Source organism: Halorubellus litoreus (assembly GCF_055378595.1).
In genome coordinates this window covers 104,470-127,202 of record NZ_AP043834.1, presented here as the reverse complement: position 1 = coordinate 127,202, position 22,733 = coordinate 104,470, and the positions used below count along the sequence as shown (strand labels likewise).

The following is a 22,733-nucleotide window of genomic DNA, read 5'->3' as shown; positions in this document are numbered from 1 at the left end:
AACGCGGACCGATAGCGGTACGAAGAACGCCGACGGGAGCCGGGATTCGTGACTCGTCGACCAGTGGACGTGTACAAGGATGCAGTGATTGTCAATCGGTCTCTCGCAGAAATCGCCTCGGTCGACGCCCGAACGTTCGTGGTCCCGATTCAGGCCGACGACGTCTCGCCGATCGCGACGCCGACGCCGTCGTCGTCCTCGTCGCCGTTCGCTCGCACCCACTGGTAGTGCGCGGCCGAACACCCGACGTTCGCGGCGACGATGAGCAGTCCCGCGAGCACGACGAGCGGTGCGGCGACGAACGGCTGCACGAGCAACGCGACGAGGAGCGTGACGGCGCTCGCGCCCGCGGTGATCGCGTGGATGCGGTGCCATGCCGGACCGTCGTCCTCGGGCTCGGATTCGAGGTACTCGTCGAACACCGCCGCGTTCGGGCCGCGTTCGATGAGTCCACGTGGCTTGTTGAACGAGACGACGCCCATGCTATCCATCTTCGGGAGGTGGCACTGGTAGAGCCCGACGTACACGCGCTTGCGTTCGCTCGAGGAGAGCTGACTGACCTCTTTCCCGTTCTCCAGCGCAGCGATCTCCTCCGCGAGGTCGCTCATCGAGACGGTATCGTCGACCTCGTTCAGGTACTGGAGGACGTAGCGACGCCGCTGGTTCTTCAGTATCTCGAACACCTGGTCGAGTTCCAGTTCCGTCTCGGGCTCGGCGAGCGCCTCGGTCTCCAGTCGCTCGCTCGCGTTCACCTGTTCGGTGACCGACGTCTCCTCCTCGGTGACGTTGGTCGATTGTGATTCAGTCGACATCGGCACTCCGTTCGTTCCCCCCAGGTCCGGTCGAACCTGCGTCTATCATGGTGGCCGATTTGTTGTATTGCATTGGTCTGTCTCTCTCCGTTTGACGGATCCGCTCCCCACTTCGTCGAACGCCCCTGTAGTTCGAGGCGCCAGAGCGGGTGCGGTCGCACGTGTTGACGGATCACCGCGCGTGAACGCGGGGACCCTCGGCATCGTGCAGGTGGTCTCAGCCAATACCGAGCGCAGTCGTCGGCGACTGCTGTGCCCGGTACGTGGTCGATTCCCCTCCAGTGTCGACGGGTAGGCGGCTTCCGTTCCGCGACAGTAGCGTTATACCCGCTATGATGTCTTTGTTAGACCGGTTCTATCCATCCGTATTGGTAACATACCTGTCGGCAAAAATCGTGGCTCGATGGTCCTACCGACGGTTTACTGAGCCTACTGGTAAGTACTCCCGTAGCGTCTGGGCCGTAATCAGAAGTATCGTCGGTCGCTGGCTAGCGGCGCTCGTGGAGGTCGCAGACCAGCTCGGGGTCGGCGACGAGGAACTCGTCGTTCTCCAGGTGGTCGGCGTCGCTGGGCATGACCATGCACTGTTCGTTGCGGTCGCCGACCGTGATGATGCTCAGGGCCTGTAGGTCGTACCCGAGGTCGTCTTCGGGATCTGGGTTCGAGGAGACTCGTTCCCAGGTCTCGGTTGCCGATTCGTTCACGCGTCCTCACCACCGAGGACAGTATCGCGTTTCAGTTTGGTTCCGGTCCACCCAGAAACCGGTCTGTTCTGGTTCGTCTGGAACACCCATCTTCCAGGCATGGTGGGAAACACCGTCCTACTGGCATTAACAGTATTGCCGAGTTAGTTACCAGAAGCGTGCGCGACGTGGTGGTTCGGTGGTGTTCGGTGGTCGGAAGCCGACGGTTCTTCCTAACGCCGTGTTACCAAGAAACACGAACCAACGGCAGCCACCGCCACCCGGATGGTAATTTCCTATGGGAATCGCCATGCGGTCGTACATGGTCGTTACTTCCCGACGTCGACCGCTCGAAAGCGCGCGACGGAACCCGGACCACGTTCTCCCCGTCAGCGACGACCACGACCGGCGTCGGGAATCACAGCCGCGTCACCAACCACCCCTTCGACGAGAGAAGCACGCCCATAACAAACCACTATTCCGCCGTCCACACTCCCAATGACGCACGACACACCGACGCTCGACGCGGACTCGCCGCTCCGGGGAGCACGGATCCTCGTTACCGGCGGCGCCGGCTTCATCGGCAGCCACCTCGTCGACCTGCTCGCCCCGCACGCGGACGTCCACGTCCTCGACGACTGCTCGACGGGCAACGAGCGCAGCGTCCACGACGACGCCACGCTCACCGTCGGCACCGTCACCGACCGCGCGCTCGTCGACGAACTCACCGACGCCGTCGACTACGTCTTCCACCTCGCCGCCATCCCCTCGGTTCCAGCGACGCTCGACGCACCGACGGAGACCCTGGACGTCAACACGACCGCGACCGCGTACCTGCTCGAACGAGCCGCCGCGCAGGATGCACGCCTCGTCCTCGCATCGAGCGCCGCGGTCTACGGCCGCCCCAGTCAACTCCCAATCTCGGAGACAGAACCGACGACCCCGCGGAGCCCGTACGGCATCTCGAAGCTCGCCGCCGACCAGTACGTCCGCGGGTACGCGGACTGGTACGACTGCGACGCCGTCGCACTCCGCTTCTTCAACGTCTACGGCCCTGGTCAACGCGATGGCGTCGTTCCATCGTTCATCGCGCGAGCACGCGCAGGCGACGCGCTCGTCGTCCACGGTGACGGCAGCCAAACCCGTGACTTCGTCCACGTCATCGACGTGGTCCGCGCGCTCGTGGCCGCCGCAACGACGCCGGCGACCGGCAACGCGTTCAACGTCGGCACTGGAACCACGACGAGTGTCGTGGAGCTCGCGCGCCTCGTCAGCGACCTGGCGCCGGAATCCGTTCCGGTCGTCCACGACGACCCGCGGCCCGCGGACATCCAGGACAGTTGCGCCGATACCACGACGGCTCGCGACGAGCTCGGGTTCGAAGCGACGATCTCGCTCTCCGACGGACTCGCGTCGCTCGTCGGCCGAACCCTGGCAGCAGATTGAACGACCGGGCCCGCTCGAACGACTGCTACTGTTGTCGTTCGACCGACTGGTCACTGCAGTAACCTCGAGTCGCCTTCCCCGAAGTCGTCGTGGTGGCGGCCGAACTGCTCGATAGACCGGTCGCCCGGACCGAAATCGCTTCGACCCGAATCATCGCTCCTATCCGTCCCACGGCGTCGAAATTGCAATACTTACTCGATTGGTGCTTCTCGAAATAGCTATATAACAAAGGTACGCCCTGGCATAGGGACTCATGGGTGGCGACGAAACGTCGCTCCACGGACGAACCCCCACCACGTCCATCTGCCACCCCGGACTCAGTCAGTCGACCCCCATCCACCCCCACACGGACGACGTTTCACTCGACGTTCGACGGGGAGCAGTCCCCGTATTTTCGTTTTCCCGCTGTCGCTCACTCCACGTGGCAGTCGTCGTCAGCGATCGCACCGGCGACGGCCCTCGAGGCGTTCACGGGTCACCGTAGGGGAGGTCACGACGCGAACATACCAGATTCGAACCGATTCAGCACATCGTATCGCAGACTAGGGAAACTCGTTGAAACCATATCGACGTTTCTTTACTTCGGATGCGGTGAATATTTATACCTGGGTGTGCAGGCATCTGAGAAGAATGGACGGCCAGTGGCGCTGCGGGGGCACTCGTCGACGGCCGTCCAAAACTACGAATAATGACAGAAGCTAACTTACAATCGAACACCGCCGCCGAGCAACCGAGCAAACAGATCGTCGAGTTCGACCCGCGGACGGCGGAGTCGATCACCGCACGCATGGCGACCGCCGTCGCCGAAGCGACCGACCAGAGCGTCACGGAGGTACCACCGCTCGGGGAATGGGTCGACTGCGACGCGATCGAACAACTGTTCTCCGCGCAGGAACCAGCCCACGAGCTCTCGCTCTCCTTCGAGTTCGAGGACTGCGAGGTGTTCGTCTCGAACATCGGTCGTATCGTCGTCACCCCGAACTCCGAGTACGAAAGCGCCTGAGGCCCGTCCTGTGGTCTCGTGCCATCGAAAGTCAGAGCCGTTGTAACTTCAGATACCTTTGGAAATGGGTAATAGACATATGGAGGTACTACCACGGTCGCTACAAAAATCTTATATAATTCGAGAGAGTATCTGAACTAATCACCGACGTCGGGGACGTATGGGGCCGTCGAGCACAACGGGGGAGAGCGAGCACGTCCGATACGGTGCCTCGCTCGCCGACTCGAACCGCGGGGGAGCATGAACGATACATACGACAATAACACCGACTCAGGGGTCGAGCCAGGCGGGCGGGGGACGAGTGAGGACGACGCTCCAGCGGGACTCGACGAACCGCTGGTGGGCCTCGGCGGAGACGACGCCGAACTGCCACTGGAGCGGGTCTTCGACATCCTCCGGAACGAACGCCGGCAACGAGTCCTCGGGTACCTCGCCGTCACCGACGACGACGTCATCCGGATCGGTGACCTCGCCGAACACGTCGCCGCGATCGAGAACGACATGCCGGTGAACGCGCTGTCCTCGCAGCAACGAAAGCGCGTGTACGTCGCGCTCTACCAGTGCCACCTCCCGAAGATGGCCGACGCCGGCGTCATCGAGTTCGACAAGGACCGCGGCACCATCGAGGTCGGCCCCAACGCCGACCAGCTCCGCCCGTACCTCGACATCGAAGCTGAATCCAGTGAGGACGAAACGATTCGCTTCGGGACGCCGTTCGCCATACTCTCGGTGGCTGGTGTGGTCGCGTACCTCTTCGCCGCACTTGCCGGCGGGACTGGCATCGCCATCGGCGGTTTCGTCCTTCTCGGTGGCGTTCTCGCCGCTGCAGTCATCGGCTATCGCGACCACGTAGCCTGAACGCCGTCCGAAGACGCTGAACGGCCCGTATCGAACGGTTACACGTCTTCTACTCGGAATAATTCCGTGCTGTTACACTCAAACTGACGCATAACTAAACGCATTCTCCGCCACCTACAGGGTATCGACCGCGTCAGAGTTGCGCGACGTGGCTCAGAGACAACCATGTACGAGACACCGACACGACGAACGAACCCCGACGACGCCGCCTCGAGCCACCAGCTCGACAACGCCAGTGGTGGTCGCCAGTGAACGCCGTCAGGCGGTTCGAGGCGAGACGACACGCGAGGCCACCGGCTCGCCCCGTCGCTGCGATACCGCGACGAGAGTCACAGACGACCGACGTCCAGGACCCCGCCAGAACCGGCGGCCTCGACCCGCCCCTGGTGCGTGACCGACGACGATACCGACACCCGCGTCCGGCTGCACCCATCGGCGCCGCCCGGGACGGATCGACCGTGGACGATCGGCTCACGAGCCGGTTCGGGCGCTCGACGACCCACCCCACGCCGAACAGCCGCGCTCTTAAACGCACATCGACGCGAACGGGGGGGAGTTCGGTCAGCCTGCCACTGGCAGGCGAGGGACTCACGGCGCTCGATTCCGGGCCGTCGACGCGGTGCGTACCGACCGCCCTGAAGTACCAGCGTCCTACCTCGACTATTCGGAACTTAACAAAGGGTCCAACCGTCGTGGTAGGAGGTAATCGCATGCAGAACAACTCCCGGTGAATCCAAAACCGATGTCAGAATCCGAAGGAGGTGAGTTAACGCAAGACACCGTCTTCGAGATACTCAGTAACTCGAGACGACGGTTCATGCTATCGTACCTCCACGAGCACGACGGCCCGGTCGACCTCATGGATCTCGCGAACGAGATCGCAGCGTGGGAGAACGACACGCCGGTCGAGGAACTCACCGACAAGCAATCCAAACGCGTGTACGTCTCGGTCTACCAGACGCACGTTCCGAAGCTCGTGTCCACGAACCTCATCGAGTACGACTCGGAGTCGGGGCTCATCGAGCTCTCGGACCGAGCGAGCGAGATCGAGCGGTACATGCCCGAGTCCGACGACGAACGACCCTGGCATCGGTACTACGCGATTCTCGCGGCCGTCTCTGCGGCGTTCTATGCGGGCGTTGCCGTGGGCGTACCGCTCCTGGACGTATTGCCCGAAGCGGTCGCCGGTGTCATCGTCGTCCTCGCGTTCGCCGTCCTGTCGGCGGCGCACTACGTGGACCGTGACCGCGGCCGACCGATCGTCGAAGATGCCTCCGTCGAGGACAACTCATGAAAAATCAACCGAAGTTACAGAAACAGGTCGACAGCGCAGTTAACTATCCAGGCCGCTTCCACGGCCGTCCATCACGTCGCTCACCGTCGAGCACGTCGAGCACCGATGCAGGGTCCCGGTATTATCGCCGAAGACCCGCACGTAGCTCGCCGAGACGTGCCGGCCGCAGTTCGCGCACGTTCCGTCCTGCTGTCCCGGAGTGGAACGAAGGTCGTCCATGGTACAGCTTGACCCACTCGGTGCTGTGGCATTGTTATTCGAGCACTACGAGGTTGGTAGGATGAGCGACGAGTGGAACGCGATCGGGTTCGTCATCAGCTCGAACTACCGCGTGACCGTCCTCCGGCGCCTCAATCAGGGTCCTGCGACGCCCTCGCAGATCGCGAACGACGAGGACATCGCGATCACGCACGTCTCGCGTGCACTCCGTGAACTCGGCGAGCGCGATCTCGTCGAGCTCCTCGTCCCCGAGAACCGGCGGAAGGGTCGCGTCTACGGGATCACCGAGAAAGGCGAGCGCATCTGGAAGGAGATGCAGTCACAGAACCTCGCAGAGTGATCGTACGCGACCGACCCCGTCCCTCTTCCTCGGCGACGTCTCACGTCCAGTAGTCACTCGACCGAAGGACGCCCTCCGTGCGCGACGACGTCTCGCCAGTCGCTCGACGAAGCCCGGCGTTCCGGGATTCCATCTCTCGATCAGTCAATCGCCAGCGGTCCGCTCGAACCCGGTCATGGGCCCGTCATTCGGACGCACGCGCTGAACAGGTGTTCTCGCTCCGCCCCTGGGGTGGGACGGGCTGCGGCGAGGGGCCCGCGGTGAACTATCTCGTCGAGAAGCGTGGATTTCGGGACGGGCAACGACCGCTCGATACGGCGTCGATGGACGTCACAGAGGGGGCACGTGGGTGAGGAAAGAAGGCCGGGGAGTCAGCGGGAGTCGCGTCAGCGGGGGCGGCGATGACGGCCGCCGTTCGGGAACGCGCTCGCGAGACGTTTCTCGTTCTCCTCGGCCTCGTCCGTCGAATCTGGTTCGGCGCCTTCCGGGAGGAGCTGCTCGGGCTTGCGCGCGTACGCGGGTGTCGCAGCGAATGCTTGGATTCGACGCATCTCGTCTTCAGTCAGTCGTTCCACCATAGGTAACCATTGGCGTACGACACCGTTAGTAAGTGGTTCCATACGTCAGCAAGTGCAAGCGTAAGGTCTCCCTGTGAAAACATCCCAAGCCCCGGATCAGCCGGAAGGACCGTACTACTCACCCCGTCCGGCGACGACCGACGCCGGAAGATTGTCGGCCAGACGAAACGAATCGCGTCGGCGCAGCGCTCACTCGGGAGCGCCGACGTCGTCGACCCGACCGTCGCTCTCCAGGAGGAGTGCGAATACCTTCCGCTCCGCCTTCCGGATGTGCTGGCTGAACGTCGGGGGCGCAACGCCGAGCGACGACGCCACCTCCTTCCCGCTCACCGACCGCGGCCACTCGAAGAACCCCCCGTAGAACGCCGCCTCGAGGACCGCAAGCTGGCGTTCGGTCAACAGCTCCTCGACCTGTCGCTGCAACGCGGTCATCGACTCCATCGGCCGCGAGAACTGGCGCTTCGAGACGAGCTCCGCCCCCGGATACGCCTCGACGACCGCGGTCGTCACCGCCCGCACGTCCGTCTCCGGCGGCACGTGCATGACGATACGGGACTCGCCGTCCTCGATCGTCGCCCGCTCGATGTACCCACCGCTCCCCATCGCTTGCATGTACACCGGCGAGTTCCCGGTCCGCAACTCGAACCGCGACTCGCCGTCGCCGCCCGCCGAGTCGACGATCGTCACCGACCGCCACCCCTCGAACGCGTCCACGAGTCCCTCGAGCGCGTCCCGCGCATCGTCGGTCACCGTCCCGTAGACGAGGAGTTCGTCGTCGTTCACTCGAACCGTCTCCTCGAACGCGATCCGACCGCCCGGGTCGACGTCCACCGCGAACTCGTCGTAGATGCCCTCGACCCGGTACTCGAGCTCCACGACCTCCTCGCTGGTCAACGCGCGCTTGCGCTCCACCGCAGCGATAGCGTGCCCGACGAACTCGCCGATCCGTTCGACGACCGCGCGCTCCTCGCCCGTGAACGCGTTCTCGCGGTCCGCGTGCACGCTCAACACCCCGTAGAGCGCGTCCTCGTACGTGATCGGTATCGCTGCCGCGGACCCGAACCCGTGGCGGTCGACGAGCTCGCGCCACGGCTCGAACTGCGCGTCGGTCGACGCGTCCCGAACGACTTGCACCGCGCGCTCCCGGAACGCACGCCCGACCGGGCCGTGACTCCGCGGGTCCGCCGGGTCAGTCGTAATCGTCACCCCGGACAGGTACCCGTCCACGCCCGCCTCGGTCCGGAGCGTGACCGTGCCGTCGTACGACTCGACGCCACCGATCCACGCGAACGAGTACGACGACGAAGCGGCGAGCTCCTCGCAGACGAGCGCCTCGATGTCCTCGCGCGTCGACCCCTCGACGGCCGCGGACGCGACGTCTCGAACGAGCGCGTTCATCTCGTTCAACGCCTCGAGTCGCGCACGCTGGCTCTCGATCTTCCGTTCGCGGTTCACGCGCTCGGTGACGTCGCGGAGCACCCCGACGCGACCGCAGCCGTCCTCGAACCCGAACGCGGACACCTGGACGTCGGCGACGAACGTCTCGTCGGTCGTCGCACGGACCGTCCCCTGGAACCGACCCGCATCCCGGTCGCCGTCGTCGGTCGACGCGAGCGCACGCTCGGCTTTCTCGACGAACGCGTCGTCGAGCACCTCTCGGGCCGCCGCACCGACGATGTCGTCCACGGGTGCATCGACCAGGGACGCGAACGCGTCGTTCACGAACGTGAACCGGTTCTCGCTGTCGAGCACGTAGATGCCGTCCTCGACGGTTTCGACGATGCGTTCGTACGTCTCGAGTTCGCGTTCGCGCTCCCAGCGGTCGGAGATGTCGCGGACGACGCCGGCGGTCCCGGTCATCCGGCCGTCGTCGTCCGTGAGCACCGCGAGTCGGTTCTCGACGGGATACGGTTCGCCGTCCTTCGGCTGGACCTCGTACTCGGCGCGTAATCGCCTGGGTTCGTCCGCGTCCAGGACGTCGACGAGCTGCTGGGCGACGGTCGCGACCGCGTCGTCACTCATCCCGATGGAGACGTGCGACCCGAGGAGTTCCGACCGAGAGTACCCGGACGCTTCCACGGCCGCATCGTTCACGAACGTGAACTCGCCGAACTCGTCGAGCTCGTAGACCGGTTCGCCGAGGGCGTCGACGAGGCTCGCGTACCGACGGAGCTCGCGCTCGCGAACCACGCGGTCCGTGACGTCGCGGAGGTGGACGGCGACCCCGTGGTCGATGGGGACGGCTTCGAGGTCGAACCGTCTGTCGTCGAACCCGGTCGCGTCCTCGACGCTCACCGCCGTTCCGGTGTCGAGACACTCCATCACAGCGCGCTTCGCGTCGGGCGTCGCGGCGAACGCGGTGTCGACGTGCTGGTCGAGGAGCACGGTCTCCTCGTCCTCGACGTCGCAGACGATTCGCGCGAACCTGTCGCCGACGTCCACGACGTACCCCGACGCGTCCACGGTCGCGAACCCGTCGACGGCTCGCGACCGGAACGCGGCGAGTTCTTCCTCGGCGGCCGCGTACGCGTTCGCGAGTTCGGACTCCCAGTCGGCCTGTCGCGTGACGTCCCGGGTCGTCACGACCAGGCTGTCCGGCGCGGTCGGGCGGACGCTGACCGCCAGCCACCGGCCCTCGTCCTCGACGCGGACGCGACGCGGTCCGTCCCGGACCTCCGTCCAGACGTCTGTGACTGGGTCCGGAACGCGTTCGTTCCCCTCGCTAACGAGCGCGACACGTTCGAGGCGCTCGCGCGTCGGCTCGTCCTCGAACCCGAGATGCGCTCGGAACGTCGCGGACGCGAACCCGACGCGTCCGTCCCGGTCGAACGTCACCACCCCCACTGACGCGTCGTCCAGCGCCGCTTCGACCGACGGACCGGGAACCGGCGACCCCGACTCGGCCGACGCCGACCCCGTATCGCCGGCGGAGGCACTCGCAGCGGTATCGCCGGCGGAGGCACTCGCAGCGGTATCGTCCACACCCGTCGCTATCGACTTCTCCCCCGTTGCGCGCGACGTCCACCAGATTCGGGCGCTTGCCCCGACTGACTTCGTCCGTACGTGCCCGGCATCGCTCAACCTATCCAGTCGGTCGTACGTGCTTCGTCGTCCCACCCCGAGCTCGTCACTGACCTCGGTCGTCGAAAGCGGTTCCCCAGCCCCCTCGAGGACCGAGAGCGTCTCAGCGAGCGCCGGCGTGATGGACGCCATACCCCCTGTCACGCCCCGAACCCACTTCAACACTCCGCCGGCGGAGGCCGCTGTCCGTGGACAACTGGAAACCACCTGGTCAGCGACCAGTACGCAACGCTCACCACGAACTTGCGACACTCTCCCACCACCGCCCGACGAACACCCTACAATGTTCTAGGCGAGACTTAGCAACGCTGGTAGTAATACTCGGTTATGGGGGGAGTCGACCCGCCTGAACGACAATGACCGACAACACATACAGATGGTCGCGTGACCGTGCCCTGAACGGTACGTTCCTCGGACATCTCGGCCCCGACGAACGGCACTACCTGCTCTCTGACTCGGACCGACGGGCAGTCATCGGGGTGCTCGCGGACAGAACGACCCCGATACACCTGTCGGAACTCGCCGACGAGGTCGTCCTGGCGACCGCACCGACGACCGTCGACGTGGACGCCCATCGACGAGAGTTCGAGATCGTCCTCCACCACAACCACCTGCCGCGGCTCGACGACGCCGGTGTCGTGGAGTACGACGCGGCGACGAACCGCGTCGACCCAGTACGGAACTCGACTGCGCTGTCGCCCTGACCGCCGCCTCGGAACATCCGGCGACCAGCCGGTTCGTCGAGGGAACCAACCGCGTCGACGAGGCCACTGGGAGCAAAATCGACGAACTTCCGCGCTTCCGCGGAGCGTCGCGAACGCGGTCGCAGGAGCGAACGGACGTATCGGTCAACAACTCGGTGCGATCGTGATAGGTCAACAATACGGTGCGGTAGTGGTACGTTGTGCACTCGAACCGTCGGTTACAGTTAGGTCCGCGAGTGTCCTACGTGGCGGTATGTCCACAGTTCTGCTAGCCGTCGACGGGAGCGAGCACGGGCAGCACGCCGCCGACCGCGCACTCGAAGAAGCGAACGCGCGCAACGCCACCCTCCACTGTCTCTGCGTCGTCGACCGTCGAGTGCACGCCGAACCCGGACTGAGTACCGGCGAGCTGTCGACCATCGAAGCAGAGGACCGCGGGCACCGGTTCGTCGACGACGTCGCGGAGACCGCACAGGACCGCGGCGTCGCCGTCGAGACCGCAGTGAAGCACGGCGTTCCCGTGGACGTCATCCTCGAGTACGCGCGCGAAGTCAGCGCGGACCTCGTCTTCGTCGGCGAACACGGCGACCACGACAACCACCTCGGTGGCGTCGGCCGCCGCGTCGCCGACGCCGCGGACTGCGAGGTCGTCGTCGCGACCGAACGCGTCGACAGCGCTCCCTGACCCGGCTCGACGGGGCTTCCGCGTGGACTGCTGGCCGTTCTCACCGACTGGTAGGCACGCGCAACATTATGGCCTCTCCCGACGTTGTATCAGGTATGCGATTCCTCATCGCGACCGACGGGTCGGCAGCCGGTGACAGAGCGATCGAATACGCGGCGTCGCTCGTCGACGCAACCCGCGACCACGTGACGCTCGTGCACGTCGTGGACCCCGACGTGTACGCGAGCACTGCGAGCGAACCACTCGCGGACGTGAGCGAGGCCGACGACCTCCTCGTCTCGACCGTCCGCGACGCCGAGGACCGCGGCGCGCGCATCCTCGAGGAGTCCATGGTGGACGCCGAGGCGCTCGGGCTCTCGGTCGACACGGAACTCCTCTACGGGAACCCGGCGTCCGAGGTCGCCTCGTACGCTGCGGACGTGGACGCTGACGGCGTCTTCGTCGGCACGACCGGGAAGAGCGAGCGCGCAGAACGCGTCCTCGGGAGCGTCGCGAAGAACCTCGTCGAGCGCGCGTCCTGCCCGGTCACCGTTGTTCGCTGACCGACGGGCGCTCACTAGCTCGCTCACTCACTCACTCACGTTCTTACTTGCTCTATCGACCGCGCGTAGCTCTCGCGCACACTCGAGTAGTCACCGCGACGGCTCTCTGCGTGTCTTCGGTTCAAGGCGACGCGACCGTCACTCGGTCCAGATGACTCGGACCCCCCCGACGAGCAGTCTGTCGGCGCCCCAGGTGGCGGCCGCGTACGACGCGAAGAACGTCGCGAGCGTCACGACGTCCAGCGCGACGACTCCCGTCACGTCGAACGCCGCGACCGAACGTACCACGTCGGGGAGCGTCGCCATCGCGACCGTGAACGTGGCCGCTGCGAGCGCCCCGCCTATCACGACCGCCAGCGACGCCACGGTCGCTTCCGTCTCCGACGGGATGCGAGCCCAGAGCCCGCTCTCGTCCGTCCGCCCCCTGAACGCTGCGACCTGTCGACCGACCTGGTCGACGACGGTCAACGCGAGGACGAACCAGAGGAACGCAGCCAACCCGAACGTCACCATCCCTGCACTGATGCCGAGAGACGCGTCGGTCAGGACGTCGACGAACGCCGGCGTCACGCGGTCGACAACGACGTAGAACAGCACGTACCCGAGTACGGCATCTACCGGGCCGTACGCCGGGCGGAAGACGCCCCTGTCCGCGGACGTTGACCCTCCACGGGTCGGCGAAGCGTGCTCTCCACGGCGGCGGTCGCCGTCGGTCCGCTCGGGGGCGTCGGCATTCCGACTCATGTCCTTCTAGACGCGACTAGCGCGTATCAACCAGGACGCTGAATCTCGCGGCCCGAGAGTCGCGAGCGACTCCGGGCGCGAGCGCCGTTCGGCGACTGCATGGGCCCGGAGTTACGCGGGAACGACCTGGTACGTCGAGGCGCGACGCTTCGCAGCACGTCACTCGCTGTAGCCTTCCTGGAGGAACGTGCCATCCGTCTCGTACATCGACACGAGTTCGGCGATGAGTTCGGGGATGGTCTCGTCCTCCTCGAGGTGGCGGTCGAGTCGTTCTGCCAGTTCGTCGTCGAGTTCGATTGTTCGGGGCATGGTATCGTCCACCAAGACGTACGCTCGGCGACGAGAAATAAGTTGAGTCGAGCCGGGCCGTGGTCCCCGAACCAGGTGCGTCAGTCGTCGCCCTCGTCGCCGGTCGCTCGACGGACGGCACGCTTCACCGCGTCGTCCATCGGTTCAGGGGTGACGATACCGTCCTCGGGATCGTACGAGAGCAAGCCAGCGTCGTCGAGGTGCGGCAGGTGGTCGTGATGGAGCAGTATCAGGAGGTGGTCTCGGTTCGCTGGCGTCGCGGACTCGACCGTCGCGTTGCGCTCCCACTCGACGAGTGCTGTCGCGAGTTCTCCCCGCGACCACTCACGTGGGTCGTCGAGGACGAGGTCGAGGACGCGGCGTCTGACCGCGGAGCTGAGCGCGCGATGCGTCCCAGCATCGAGACCCGGGACCGGCGAGCACTCTCCGCTCCCGCCGGCGCGGTTGCCGTCGAAGTCCTCTCCGCTCATACGAGGACACACGGAACCAATGGTGATAAATCGGTGTCGTCGTTCAACTGAACGACGGCGCGGAGAGACACGAGCGGTTAGGTCGACCAATGGCTCACTGGACGTCGACGACGAGAGAGCGGTCGCTCCCGATCGTCACCGTCGTCCCGGCGTACCGGAACGACACGTAGATGACGGACACCGAGGGGCCCGTGAGGAGGTCGTCGAGCGCGTCCACCTCGATAGACGCCTGCAGGGGCGGCAGCTCGAGCTGCGAGCGGTCGGTCGCCACGGCCACGGTCTCTATCACCGCCATACTGGGCACCTTCCGCCACTCTGTTCCGACCGTCAGCGAACTCGGCTCGTCGACGGCATCCACGGTCCAGCCCTTCTCTTCGTCGGTGTAATGAAACACGGTATTGCACTCTCTCTACGGCACGCAACCCGGACACCCGGGCCGCGTCAGTCGAGCCCAGTCGACCGTCTCGCTCGTCACCGCTCGAACTCCGCCATCAGTGGTCAGAGGACGCTCTATCGGAAGATAAGTATACAGCGACTATCCGCGGTAATGCCCGGAGCGCGTACGGTATCGGAGTGCGTACCCCTCTCACAGTTGGGGCACCTTTACAATGATTCGCGGACCCGACGGCGATGACCGGTCACCAGGCGAGGACGATGCGGCCGTCCTCGGCGTCGACCGTCTCGACCGTCACGGGGCGGTCGAGTGCACGAGCTGTGGCCACACCGACGAAGGAGACGACCGGATGGTCGGGTCGGTCGAGACCGTCGATCGCGGGTGCGTCGAGCTCGACGGTGAACGTCTCCCCGGTGCGGTCCCCACGAGCGCTCGCGGCGAGCTCGAACTGCTCGACGAGCGCTTCTGGGACCGCATCCGGCAGTCTGTCGGGAGTGAGGTCGCCGTCGAGCGACCCGTCGAGCGCCCGATAGAGGTGCGCGCCCGTCGGCTGCAGTGCGACGCCGCGAGTCCGTTCGTCCGCGTCGTCGACGGCGGTCACGAACAGGTCCGTGAGCGCGTCCGGAACCTCGTAGGCGGCGTGGAGCGGCAGGAACACCCTGGTCTCGGCGACCTGTCCCGGGGCGGGGACGTAGAGGACGTCCTCGCGGAGCCCCAGTTCGGTCTGGAGGTCCGAGACGGTGCGAGAGTGCGCGTCCACGACGGACTCGGGAACGGACGCCGAGAGCACGGTATCGGGCGTCAGGTACCACGTGAGGATCCCCCCGAAGATACCGATCGCGCCAACGACGACGAGGACGGTTCGCCCGGCTGGCAGGACGAGTCCGAGTCCGGCGCTCGCCAGTCCGACCGCGAGGAGCGCGAGCGCGGTCCGTCGGTACGTCGTCCGCGTCGTCCGTTCGAGCTCCCGGCGCAGACGTTCGTTCTCGGTCCGCAGGAGCGACCGCTCGACGTCCGCTACCGAATCATCCCCCGACGACACCGCAGCTGTCGACGCGTCGATGGACTCGTCGTCGGCCGGCGACGACGTGGCTGTGGAATCCGTCTCGCTCATCGTTCTACCAGTCCCACTGTCACCTGCTCGTATCGGTGAACGACATAAAGAACCACCGTAATCACGGTCGCAGCGACGCCCGCCTGCGTCAGCGGACTCCCTGCCGGCCACGCCACGAGCGCGACGAGGAGGGTCCCGGCGACCCCCACTGCGAGCGCCGTTGCTCGTGGATACCGACCGTCAGTACCCGCGGACGTCCCCACGGCGAGCGCGAGCGCCAGCCACAACCCGGCCTGGACGAGGACGAACGGCGTCGAGAACGCCAGGCCGTCGAACGCCACAGCGGCCGCGACCTGGCCGAACGCGAACGGGAGCGGCCACGGCAACGCGACCGACAGCGCCAGGAGGACCGCGAGCGCGATACCGGCCGGTCGAGCGAGCGCGAGGCCGACGCACGCCACCGCGACCGCGACCGTCGGCGCCACCCGAACGCGCTCGCGAACCGACGTCATCGCGACCCCCCACTGACGTCGCTCTGCGCCGTCGACGCATCCGTCCTCCTCCCCGTCCCCGCGGCGAGAACGGCGTCCAACCGGTCCCCGGGTGCGACCTCGTAGGCGTCGACGCCGTCGCCGACGAGCCGGCGACGGAACGACTCGAACTCGCTGTACCGGTCGTACGCACCGTCCAGGTCGGTCAGCGAGTCCTCCTCGAAGAGGACCGTCGGCGCGACGAACACGGTGACGTGCGCGACGCGAGACCCGAGCCCTCGGACCGTCTCCAGGACCTCCGCAGGGCGAGCGTCGGTCGTGAACAGGACGACCCAGGGCTCGCCACGCGTTCGAGCGAGCGTCGTCTCCACCGTCCGGAACAGCGGGTCCTCGGTGACCTGCTCGACGAACCCCTGAACCGTCTCGGTGTACGCAGCCAACGTCCGGTCGAACGCCGTCTCCTCACCGGGTCGCGGTTGCACGGGCCGTCGCGCCCGACTACGACGACCGTCCGTCGTCCCGGTGGACGCATCGACGTCGAACAACGCCGTCTTCACGCGCCGATACTGCGTGGTGTTGGCGCTCGGCGCGAACCGACCCGTGATGCCGTCGTCACCGAGCGTGAACAATCCGACCGGGTCGTCAGCGGCTGCCGCACGGTCGACGAGCGAGAGCGCGACCGACCGCAGGTAATCGAGCGCTCGACGGCCCTCCGGTCCCACGGCCGTCGACTCGCGGTGGTCGACGAACAGGAGCGTCTCCAGTTCCCCGGCGGCCTCGAAATCCCGGACGTACGGCTCTCCCTGTCGCGCCGTCGTCTTCCAGTCGATACGGGACTGCGGGTCGCTCGCCGTGTACTCGCGGAGGTCCCCGGGCGTGAACCCGCTCCCACCGATCAGGGCGTCGTGCTCGCCGACGCCGAGACTGATGCGAGTGCCGCTCTCGCCGACGACGACGTCGGTCGGCGTGCTCGGCTCGACGGTACAGGAGACGGCGTCGCCGCACGCGACGCGTTCCGTGAACAACCCCTGCGGGCTCGCGAGTTCGAGCGTCGGCGCACCGAACGCGAACCGTCCAGGAACCGGTAGCTCGTACGTCCCGAACACGCGAACCGTCGTCACACCGCTGACCGTCGTCTCGTCGTCGCCCGTCGACGACCCCGCATCGACGGTCCGTCGCGTCCGGCCGTCCACGTGCGTCGCAGCCAGCGGCGCGTCGCACTCCACCGCGGCGACGCAGTCGACGGGCGCGTTCGTGACGAGTTCGGTCGTCAATTGCACGGGCCGGCCCTCCAGGACGCTCGTCGGCGACAGCGTCTGCGTCACCTGGACGTCCTCGACGACGCGCCTCGCGCGCCCAGCGAACGCGATGGCGTCCGCGAGCACGAACGCGCCGACGCCGACCGCGCCGACGAGGTACGGAACCGACCCGGTGAGCGCGAACAGCGCGAGGAGCGCCACGCCGATGCCACCCGTCACCCAGCACCGACGCGTCGGAAGCATACCGTAGGCGAACGAGCGAACCGCATTGAACTCTTTGGGTTCGAACCGATTCTCCGCGCCATCGACGCGTCCGCTCGCGGTCTCGGACCTCCCGATGGCGAAAGAGGTTTACCTCGAACCCGCCGATATCGACCACACGATGCGTGCTCGCGGCCGAGTCGTCGCCACCTGCCTGCTCGTCCTCGTCCTTACGGCACCGACCGTCGTCGCCGCAAGCACGCCTAGCTCAGTCAGCGGGAGCACGCCCACCGCAGTCAGCGGGAGCACGCCCACCGCAGTCAGCGGGAGCACGCCCGGAACACCGCTGGCGTCCGACGCGAGCGACGACGAGCACGCGGTGTCGGAACCACCAGCTGAACCGTCGTCGCTCGCCGCGCGTCAGCACGGTTTCCAGGACGACGACAACGAATCGTCGAACGGGACGACCGTCCAGCACGAGGACCCCGACGCCGTCGACGAGAACGGCGACCTCGGCGCCGTGAAAGGCTGGCTGAGTTCGCGCATGCTGAACTCGCTCCAGGAGAGCAGCGTCCAGATCACGCAAGGCCAGTACGAGGCCGGGAAACGCGCACTCGGCGACGAGTACACTGGCTTCCTCGGCCAGTACGTCGACGTCGCGGGCGAGACCGACGCGCGAGCGGACGACCGGACCGCGAACACCCTGAACGCCACGCGCGCCGCGCAGCGAACGTACGCGAACACTTCCCAGGAGTACGAGGCGACCTACGAGGCGTACCAGGAGGCGAAGGCGAACGGGAACGACGCTCGCGCCCGCGAACTCGCTCGCGAACTGACGACGCTCTCGGAGGAACTCCGACGCTCACAACGCCGGCTGAACGAGACCTACACGCGCCTCGGGAACCTCACCGGGCAGAACCTCTCCTCGACCGTCGAGGAGTTCGAATCGGTGACGGAGAACGTCACCGAGGAGGCGTCGACCATCCAGGCCGAGGAACTCGTCGCCACGGAACTAACCGTGTCCGTCGACGACGACACCATCTCGTTCCTCGAACCGGCCGTCCTACGAGGTCAACTCCGCGTTCTCGGGAACGCCTCGATGCCCGACGAGGTCCGGCTTCGAATCGGTGGCCGGACGCGGACGGTCGGCGTCGCCGAGAACGGCTCGATACGAACCGAGTATCGGCCGCGGACGACCCCCGTCGGCGACCAGCGACTCCCCGTCGCGTTCGTGCCCGACCCGACGTCGCTCTACGTCGGGACGAACGCGTCCGTGAACGTGACCGTCGTCGGCGTGACGCCACGAGTCACCGTCGACGACGTGACGGCCGCGGGATACGGCGACCGCGTCCCCGTCGCCGGCCGCGTCACCGTCGACGGGGTCGCGGTCGACGACGTGCCCGTGGCCGTGACGGTAGCTGGCAGCACGCTCGCCACCGTCCGGACCGGTGCGGACGGCCGGTATCGCGCGACGCCTCGACTCCCGGCCGACGTCTCGCCCGGCGAGGTGACGGTTCGCGTCCGCGCTGGCGAGACCGGTCGCGCCGTCGACGCGAACGTCTCACGGAGCACGCTCCTCGTCGAGACCACGGGTACCGACCTCTCGCTCGACGCCACCGCGACGAACGACGACCGCGTGCAGCTATCGGGGACGTTCACCACGGACGACGGAACCCCAGTCGGTGACCAGCGCGTCGTCGTCCGCGTCGCCGGCGAGCGCGTCGCCGTCACGCGCACCGACGCGGACGGCCGATACCGGACGACGGCGCGCGTCGACGCGACCACTGGGACGGTCACGGTGCGCGCCGTCTACGACGGCACCGGCACGAACCTCGCGGACAGCTCCGCCAGCCAGCAGATCGAACTGCAAGCCGCCGGGGGCTCGGGCGACGGCGGGCCGTCGACGGGACCGGGCGCGACGGGTATCGTCGCGCAACTCGTCGCGGTCGGCCCGTACCTCGGCGGTGGGCTAGCGGTCGTCGTCGCTCTCGCGGTCGCGGTCCGCTGGCGACGACAGTCCACGTCCTCGACCGAGGCCGACGTCGAATGGGCGACCGACCCGAAGCCAGCGCGACCCGACAGTTCGACCGCGGGAACCCTCGAGGACCGCCTCGACGAACTCGCCGACAGCGACCCGAACAGCCAGGTCCAATCGACGTACCACGCACTCCGGAACGCACTCCGCGGACACCTGGACATCTCGCGGACTGCGACTCACTGGGAGCTCTACCGCGCGGTCGTCGCGGACGCACCGGAACTCGACGACGACCTCCGCACCGTCGTCGAAGCGTACGAACGCGTCACGTTCGCCGAGACCGACGTCGACGACGACCAGGCCGCCGCCGTCCGAACCGCCGCGCACTCGCTCGCGGACACCCTCTCGGCTGCGGACACGGTCTCGGCGAACGACGCCGGCTCGACAGCGGACACACCGACGACGGACGCGACCGGGACGTGAACGACGTCGACGCCGACGTCCCCCGATCCGGTCGTATCAGCCGGGTTCCAGTAATCGAACGACTTAATGGCGCGGTCGCGTTAGCCGTTGGCGATGGCTGACACGTCGGACTGGTGGCTGGCGATTCCGAAGCCAGTCCGGACCCTCCCCGCGGACCTCGCGGCGATCCTCGCACTCCTCGTGCTCACCGTGGTCGCCGTGTTCGTCCCGGGGGTGCGCGAGACGCCGCTGCGCGTCGTCCTCGGCCTCCCGTTCGTCCTGTTCGTTCCGGGGTACGCGTTCATCGCTGCACTCTTCCCCGAAGCAGGCCCCGACCTCGAGGATACCACCACCGAAGCGGACGCTCCCGACCGGCCGAACTCGACCGGCGCGGACGACGAAGCCGACGACGACGCTGGCGGTCTCCGCGAGAAACTGACGACCGGCCCGACGAACCGGGACGGCGGCATCGACGGCATCGAGCGCGTCGCGCTCTCGTTCGGCCTCAGTATCGCGATCGTTCCACTCATCGGCCTCGCCCTGAACTTCACGCCGTTCGGCATCCGCCTCGTCCCCATCATGGTGAGTCTCGCAGCGTTCACGCTCGCCGCCGTCGCCGTCGCCGCCCGACGCCGACGCGAACTCCCCGTCGACGACCGGTTCACGGTTCCATACGCCGCCTGGTTCGCAGCCGGACGAGACGAACTCCTGAACCCCGACTCCCGAGGCGACGCGGCACTGAACGTCCTCCTCGTCGCGTCCATCCTCCTCGCGGCCGCCAGCGTCGGGTACGCCGTCGCCGTGCCGAAGGACGGCGAGCAGTTCAGCGAGTTCTACGTCCTCACCGAGAACGAGACCGGCGCGCTCGTCGCCGACGACTACCCGACGAACTACACCGCGAGCGAATCGAAGCCCGTGGTCGTCGGCGTCGGGAACCACGAAGGCCGCACCGAGAACTACACCGTGGTCGTCGCACTCCAACGCGTCGAACTCGTCGACAACGAGACGAACGTCTCCGTCCTCGAACAGCGACAGCTCGACAGCTACACGACGCGAGTCGCGGACAACGAGACGGCACTCCGGAACGTCTCCATCACCCCGACGATGACCGGCGAGGACCTCCGCGTCGTCTTCCTCCTCTACGCGGGCGACGCCCCACCGGATCCGACCGCGGAGAACGCGTACCGAGAACTACACCTCTGGGTGAACGTCACCGAGGGGACCAACGCGACGACGAGCGTTCCCGTGGAAGCAACCGGTCCCGGGGACTGGACTCGAACGACCAGCAGCGTTCACAGCGACCTCAGACGCATGCCCGGCGCCTGAACGGGTCACAGCCGGTGACGTGTCTCATTGCGTACCAGTCATTACGCCCGACACAGCACTGTTTGTGCCCTGCTACTGCAGGGTTGATTCCGGCAACTGTTCTTGATTATAACAATTCGGTAAATACGCGAGCCACAACTTATTTCGATGGGGGCGAGAAGTATGAGTCGATGGGGAGATACCCACGCCGCGTGCGGAACGCGCGCTTGAAATGTATTGAGTGCAATGCGCCTGTCGCCGAGACGGTCCAGGGGGATTACGTCTGCGTCGACTGCGGATCGTCACCGATCACACCTCGCGAGTGAACCACCAAGGGAATGGGAGATAGAGATGAGTAACGCGTCCACGAAGGCTGACACACACGGTAGACATGACGACGAGAGCCGCATCGAGCGTGAGATAGACGAGAACGAGAGTGCGGAGGAGTTGCTCCTCGGCGCCGACAGCGACACCGAACCCGTCCTCTCCATCGTCATGCCGACGATGAACGAGGAGGAAGGGATCGCCGAATGCATCGAACGAACGAAACGCGCCCTTGAGACGGCTGGATTGACCGGTGAGATTATCGTGAGCGACTCCTCCAGCGACCGGACGCCGGAGATCGCTCGCGAGATGGGTGCGATCGTCGTCGAACCGGACGGCAAGGGGTACGGGTACGCGTACCGGTACGCGTTCGACCGAACGCGCGGCGAGTACATCGTCATGGGCGACGCCGACACGACGTACGACTTCGAGCAGATACCGCGATTGCTCGAACCGGTCCGGAACGGCGACGCGGACATGGTGATGGGGAGTCGTCTCGAGGGCGAGATCAAGGACGGTGCGATGCCGGCACTCCACCAGCACGTCGGGAATCCGCTGTTGACGAAGTTCCTGAACGTCTTCTACGAGGCCGGTGTGTCGGACGCGCACTCCGGGTTCCGCGTGTTCTCGAAGGCCGCGTACGACGAGATGGACCTCGAGACCGACGGGATGGAGTTCGCGAGCGAGATGATCATGGAGGCTGGCGCTCGTGACCTCACGATCGACGAGACGCCGATCGTCTACCACGAGCGCGAGGGGGAGGAGACCCTGGAGAGCTTCAAGGACGGGTGGCGGCACGTCCGGTTCATGCTCGTGAACGCTCCGGGGTACCTGTTCTCGATTCCGGGGCTCGTCATCGGCGCTCTAGGTGTCGTCTTGATGGGGCTTGCCGCGACCGGAACGTCGGTCGGCGGTGCGATGTTCGGCGTTCGGACGATGATCGCTGGGAGTCTCCTCACGATGGTCGGGTATCAGGTCGGGAGCTTCGGGGTGTTCTCGACGGTTGCGAGCGATCCGATCCGGAAGCCGGACGACCGGCTCACGCACTGGTTGACGACCGCCGTCAGTCTCGAGCGCGGTGCGACCATTGGCACGCTCATGGTCGCCACTGGCGGGCTGTACGCGGCGTACAGTCTCTACGTCTGGCTGACCCAGGGGTACGCGATGCTGCCGTCGGTCGTCGCGAACATCGGCGCGTTCACGCTCCTCGTCCTGGGGATGCAGACGGTGTTCAGCGCGTTCTTCCTGAGCACGCTCGCACAACGGAACTAGCCTCCCCGTACCGGTTCGCGGGCGTCCTCCGTTCGACTCTCACCAGCGACTCTCCTGACTGGAAGCGACCCGCTAGTGTTTGGTTCGTGTTCGAACCGGTCGCGGAATCTGCTCCGACTCTACTGTCCAGTGACCGCGATCGATGGGTGCCCTCTCTGAGTGGTCGGGCGCGATCGACGGGGTAGTCGTCAGCGAGAACCTCCCAGCGATGTTCCTCGACGAGAGCGA

At 66.3% G+C, this 22,733-nt stretch carries 23 protein-coding genes; 11 read left to right on the top strand and 12 right to left on the bottom strand.

Features of this window, described 5'->3' with window-relative positions; all coding sequences use genetic code 11:
- Window positions 1-149: 149 nt before the first annotated feature.
- Both ACZ48X_RS00600 and ACZ48X_RS00595 read right to left on the bottom strand, forming a co-directional pair.
- Window positions 150-812: a DUF7344 domain-containing protein gene (locus ACZ48X_RS00600; protein ID WP_336351516.1), complete on the bottom strand. Its 663-nt coding sequence runs from the start codon at window positions 810-812 to the stop codon at window positions 150-152.
- A 488-nt stretch (window positions 813-1,300) separates the two neighbouring features.
- The gene (locus ACZ48X_RS00595) at window positions 1,301-1,516 is read right to left on the bottom strand and encodes a hypothetical protein (RefSeq protein WP_336351517.1); all 216 of its coding nucleotides are present in this window, start codon (window positions 1,514-1,516) and stop codon (window positions 1,301-1,303) included.
- 477 nt (window positions 1,517-1,993) lie between these two features.
- On the opposite strand from ACZ48X_RS00595, the gene ACZ48X_RS00590 reads away from it, so the two are divergent.
- The 4 genes from ACZ48X_RS00590 to ACZ48X_RS00575 all read left to right on the top strand — a co-directional run bounded on the left by ACZ48X_RS00590 (window position 1,994) and on the right by ACZ48X_RS00575 (window position 6,096).
- The gene (locus tag ACZ48X_RS00590; RefSeq protein WP_336351518.1) at window positions 1,994-2,941 is read left to right on the top strand and encodes an NAD-dependent epimerase/dehydratase family protein; all 948 of its coding nucleotides are present in this window, start codon (window positions 1,994-1,996) and stop codon (window positions 2,939-2,941) included.
- Window positions 2,942-3,629: 688 nt separating this feature from the next.
- The gene (locus tag ACZ48X_RS00585) at window positions 3,630-3,944 is read left to right on the top strand and encodes a HalOD1 output domain-containing protein (protein ID WP_336351519.1); all 315 of its coding nucleotides are present in this window, start codon (window positions 3,630-3,632) and stop codon (window positions 3,942-3,944) included.
- 240 nt (window positions 3,945-4,184) lie between these two features.
- Entirely contained in the window at window positions 4,185-4,802 is a 618-nt protein-coding gene (locus ACZ48X_RS00580; protein ID WP_336351520.1) for a DUF7344 domain-containing protein, read from the top strand.
- An 817-nt stretch (window positions 4,803-5,619) separates the two neighbouring features.
- On the top strand, window positions 5,620-6,096 hold the full coding sequence (locus ACZ48X_RS00575) for a DUF7344 domain-containing protein (RefSeq protein WP_336351521.1): 477 nt from the start codon (window positions 5,620-5,622) through the stop codon (window positions 6,094-6,096).
- Window positions 6,097-6,135: 39 nt separating this feature from the next.
- Here the strand turns inward: ACZ48X_RS00575 and ACZ48X_RS00570 are convergent, their stop codons facing one another.
- Window positions 6,136-6,315: a DUF7563 family protein gene (locus ACZ48X_RS00570; protein ID WP_227133076.1), complete on the bottom strand. Its 180-nt coding sequence runs from the start codon at window positions 6,313-6,315 to the stop codon at window positions 6,136-6,138.
- Window positions 6,316-6,376: 61 nt separating this feature from the next.
- On the opposite strand from ACZ48X_RS00570, the gene ACZ48X_RS00565 reads away from it, so the two are divergent.
- Window positions 6,377-6,655, top strand: a complete 279-nt coding sequence (locus tag ACZ48X_RS00565) for a helix-turn-helix domain-containing protein (protein WP_227133077.1) — start codon at window positions 6,377-6,379, stop codon at window positions 6,653-6,655.
- Between the two features lie 386 nt (window positions 6,656-7,041).
- Here ACZ48X_RS00565 and ACZ48X_RS00560 read toward each other — a convergent pair whose 3' ends face one another.
- Together ACZ48X_RS00560 and ACZ48X_RS00555 are read right to left on the bottom strand one after the other, a co-directional pair.
- Entirely contained in the window at window positions 7,042-7,233 is a 192-nt protein-coding gene (locus ACZ48X_RS00560) for a hypothetical protein (protein WP_336351522.1), read from the bottom strand.
- A gap of 189 nt (window positions 7,234-7,422) precedes the next feature.
- Window positions 7,423-10,446, bottom strand: a complete 3,024-nt coding sequence (locus tag ACZ48X_RS00555; RefSeq protein WP_336351523.1) for a bacterio-opsin activator domain-containing protein — start codon at window positions 10,444-10,446, stop codon at window positions 7,423-7,425.
- Window positions 10,447-10,670: 224 nt separating this feature from the next.
- On the opposite strand from ACZ48X_RS00555, the gene ACZ48X_RS00550 reads away from it, so the two are divergent.
- The 3 genes from ACZ48X_RS00550 (at window position 10,671) to ACZ48X_RS00540 (ending at window position 12,245) form a co-directional block, all read left to right on the top strand.
- Complete coding sequence (locus ACZ48X_RS00550) at window positions 10,671-11,018, top strand: DUF7344 domain-containing protein (protein WP_336351524.1); 348 nt, start codon at window positions 10,671-10,673, stop codon at window positions 11,016-11,018.
- A 253-nt stretch (window positions 11,019-11,271) separates the two neighbouring features.
- Window positions 11,272-11,703: a universal stress protein gene (locus tag ACZ48X_RS00545; RefSeq protein ID WP_336351525.1), complete on the top strand. Its 432-nt coding sequence runs from the start codon at window positions 11,272-11,274 to the stop codon at window positions 11,701-11,703.
- Window positions 11,704-11,798: 95 nt separating this feature from the next.
- On the top strand, window positions 11,799-12,245 hold the full coding sequence (locus tag ACZ48X_RS00540; protein WP_336351526.1) for a universal stress protein: 447 nt from the start codon (window positions 11,799-11,801) through the stop codon (window positions 12,243-12,245).
- Between the two features lie 138 nt (window positions 12,246-12,383).
- Here ACZ48X_RS00540 and ACZ48X_RS00535 read toward each other — a convergent pair whose 3' ends face one another.
- The 7 genes from ACZ48X_RS00535 to ACZ48X_RS00505 all read right to left on the bottom strand — a co-directional run bounded on the left by ACZ48X_RS00535 (window position 12,384) and on the right by ACZ48X_RS00505 (window position 17,209).
- Window positions 12,384-12,989: a hypothetical protein gene (locus ACZ48X_RS00535; protein WP_336351527.1), complete on the bottom strand. Its 606-nt coding sequence runs from the start codon at window positions 12,987-12,989 to the stop codon at window positions 12,384-12,386.
- Between the two features lie 159 nt (window positions 12,990-13,148).
- Complete coding sequence (locus ACZ48X_RS00530) at window positions 13,149-13,298, bottom strand: DUF7557 family protein (protein WP_227133084.1); 150 nt, start codon at window positions 13,296-13,298, stop codon at window positions 13,149-13,151.
- A gap of 80 nt (window positions 13,299-13,378) precedes the next feature.
- Entirely contained in the window at window positions 13,379-13,768 is a 390-nt protein-coding gene (locus ACZ48X_RS00525; protein WP_336351528.1) for a DUF7344 domain-containing protein, read from the bottom strand.
- Between the two features lie 94 nt (window positions 13,769-13,862).
- Window positions 13,863-14,162: a HalOD1 output domain-containing protein gene (locus ACZ48X_RS00520; RefSeq protein WP_336351529.1), complete on the bottom strand. Its 300-nt coding sequence runs from the start codon at window positions 14,160-14,162 to the stop codon at window positions 13,863-13,865.
- A 244-nt stretch (window positions 14,163-14,406) separates the two neighbouring features.
- Window positions 14,407-15,276 carry a DUF7982 domain-containing protein gene (locus ACZ48X_RS00515; protein ID WP_336351530.1) on the bottom strand — a complete coding sequence of 290 codons (870 nt, stop codon included), beginning with the start codon at window positions 15,274-15,276 and terminating at the stop codon, window positions 14,407-14,409.
- Window positions 15,273-15,728 carry a hypothetical protein gene (locus ACZ48X_RS00510; protein WP_336351531.1) on the bottom strand — a complete coding sequence of 152 codons (456 nt, stop codon included), beginning with the start codon at window positions 15,726-15,728 and terminating at the stop codon, window positions 15,273-15,275. The genes ACZ48X_RS00515 and ACZ48X_RS00510 overlap by 4 nt, the downstream gene beginning before the upstream one ends.
- A complete protein-coding gene (locus tag ACZ48X_RS00505) occupies window positions 15,725-17,209 on the bottom strand; it encodes a DUF58 domain-containing protein (protein ID WP_336351532.1) in 1,485 nt (494 codons plus the stop codon). The genes ACZ48X_RS00510 and ACZ48X_RS00505 overlap by 4 nt, the downstream gene beginning before the upstream one ends.
- A 94-nt stretch (window positions 17,210-17,303) precedes the next feature.
- Between ACZ48X_RS00505 and ACZ48X_RS00500 the strand changes: the two genes are divergently transcribed.
- The 3 genes from ACZ48X_RS00500 to ACZ48X_RS00490 all read left to right on the top strand — a co-directional run bounded on the left by ACZ48X_RS00500 (window position 17,304) and on the right by ACZ48X_RS00490 (window position 22,505).
- Window positions 17,304-19,625, top strand: coding sequence for a DUF4129 domain-containing protein (locus ACZ48X_RS00500; RefSeq protein WP_336351533.1), 2,322 nt, complete (start codon window positions 17,304-17,306; stop codon window positions 19,623-19,625).
- A gap of 93 nt (window positions 19,626-19,718) precedes the next feature.
- The gene (locus ACZ48X_RS00495; protein ID WP_336351534.1) at window positions 19,719-20,930 is read left to right on the top strand and encodes a DUF1616 domain-containing protein; all 1,212 of its coding nucleotides are present in this window, start codon (window positions 19,719-19,721) and stop codon (window positions 20,928-20,930) included.
- Between the two features lie 330 nt (window positions 20,931-21,260).
- On the top strand, window positions 21,261-22,505 hold the full coding sequence (locus ACZ48X_RS00490) for a glycosyltransferase family 2 protein (protein ID WP_336351535.1): 1,245 nt from the start codon (window positions 21,261-21,263) through the stop codon (window positions 22,503-22,505).
- Window positions 22,506-22,733 lie beyond the last annotated feature (228 nt).

Excerpts from the sequence above, each read along its gene's own strand:
- ACZ48X_RS00515 (WP_336351530.1), bottom strand. The coding sequence starts at position 15,276 with ATGAGCGAGACGGATTCCACAGCCACGTCGTCGCCGGCCGACGACGAG.
- ACZ48X_RS00570 (WP_227133076.1), bottom strand. The coding sequence starts at position 6,315 with ATGGACGACCTTCGTTCCACTCCGGGACAGCAGGACGGAACGTGCGCG.
- ACZ48X_RS00505 (WP_336351532.1), bottom strand. The coding sequence starts at position 17,209 with ATGCTTCCGACGCGTCGGTGCTGGGTGACGGGTGGCATCGGCGTGGCG.
- ACZ48X_RS00495 (WP_336351534.1), top strand. The coding sequence starts at position 19,719 with ATGGCTGACACGTCGGACTGGTGGCTGGCGATTCCGAAGCCAGTCCGG.
- ACZ48X_RS00525 (WP_336351528.1), bottom strand. The coding sequence starts at position 13,768 with ATGAGCGGAGAGGACTTCGACGGCAACCGCGCCGGCGGGAGCGGAGAG.
- ACZ48X_RS00545 (WP_336351525.1), top strand. The coding sequence starts at position 11,272 with ATGTCCACAGTTCTGCTAGCCGTCGACGGGAGCGAGCACGGGCAGCAC.
- ACZ48X_RS00555 (WP_336351523.1), bottom strand. The coding sequence starts at position 10,446 with ATGGCGTCCATCACGCCGGCGCTCGCTGAGACGCTCTCGGTCCTCGAG.
- ACZ48X_RS00585 (WP_336351519.1), top strand. The coding sequence starts at position 3,630 with ATGACAGAAGCTAACTTACAATCGAACACCGCCGCCGAGCAACCGAGC.
- ACZ48X_RS00600 (WP_336351516.1), bottom strand. The coding sequence starts at position 812 with ATGTCGACTGAATCACAATCGACCAACGTCACCGAGGAGGAGACGTCG.
- ACZ48X_RS00550 (WP_336351524.1), top strand. The coding sequence starts at position 10,671 with ATGACCGACAACACATACAGATGGTCGCGTGACCGTGCCCTGAACGGT.
- ACZ48X_RS00535 (WP_336351527.1), bottom strand. The coding sequence starts at position 12,989 with ATGAGTCGGAATGCCGACGCCCCCGAGCGGACCGACGGCGACCGCCGC.
- ACZ48X_RS00530 (WP_227133084.1), bottom strand. The coding sequence starts at position 13,298 with ATGCCCCGAACAATCGAACTCGACGACGAACTGGCAGAACGACTCGAC.
- ACZ48X_RS00565 (WP_227133077.1), top strand. The coding sequence starts at position 6,377 with ATGAGCGACGAGTGGAACGCGATCGGGTTCGTCATCAGCTCGAACTAC.
- ACZ48X_RS00580 (WP_336351520.1), top strand. The coding sequence starts at position 4,185 with ATGAACGATACATACGACAATAACACCGACTCAGGGGTCGAGCCAGGC.
- ACZ48X_RS00500 (WP_336351533.1), top strand. The coding sequence starts at position 17,304 with ATGGCGAAAGAGGTTTACCTCGAACCCGCCGATATCGACCACACGATG.
- ACZ48X_RS00510 (WP_336351531.1), bottom strand. The coding sequence starts at position 15,728 with ATGACGTCGGTTCGCGAGCGCGTTCGGGTGGCGCCGACGGTCGCGGTC.
- ACZ48X_RS00560 (WP_336351522.1), bottom strand. The coding sequence starts at position 7,233 with ATGGTGGAACGACTGACTGAAGACGAGATGCGTCGAATCCAAGCATTC.
- ACZ48X_RS00490 (WP_336351535.1), top strand. The coding sequence starts at position 21,261 with ATGAGTAACGCGTCCACGAAGGCTGACACACACGGTAGACATGACGAC.
- ACZ48X_RS00590 (WP_336351518.1), top strand. The coding sequence starts at position 1,994 with ATGACGCACGACACACCGACGCTCGACGCGGACTCGCCGCTCCGGGGA.
- ACZ48X_RS00575 (WP_336351521.1), top strand. The coding sequence starts at position 5,620 with ATGCTATCGTACCTCCACGAGCACGACGGCCCGGTCGACCTCATGGAT.
- ACZ48X_RS00540 (WP_336351526.1), top strand. The coding sequence starts at position 11,799 with ATGCGATTCCTCATCGCGACCGACGGGTCGGCAGCCGGTGACAGAGCG.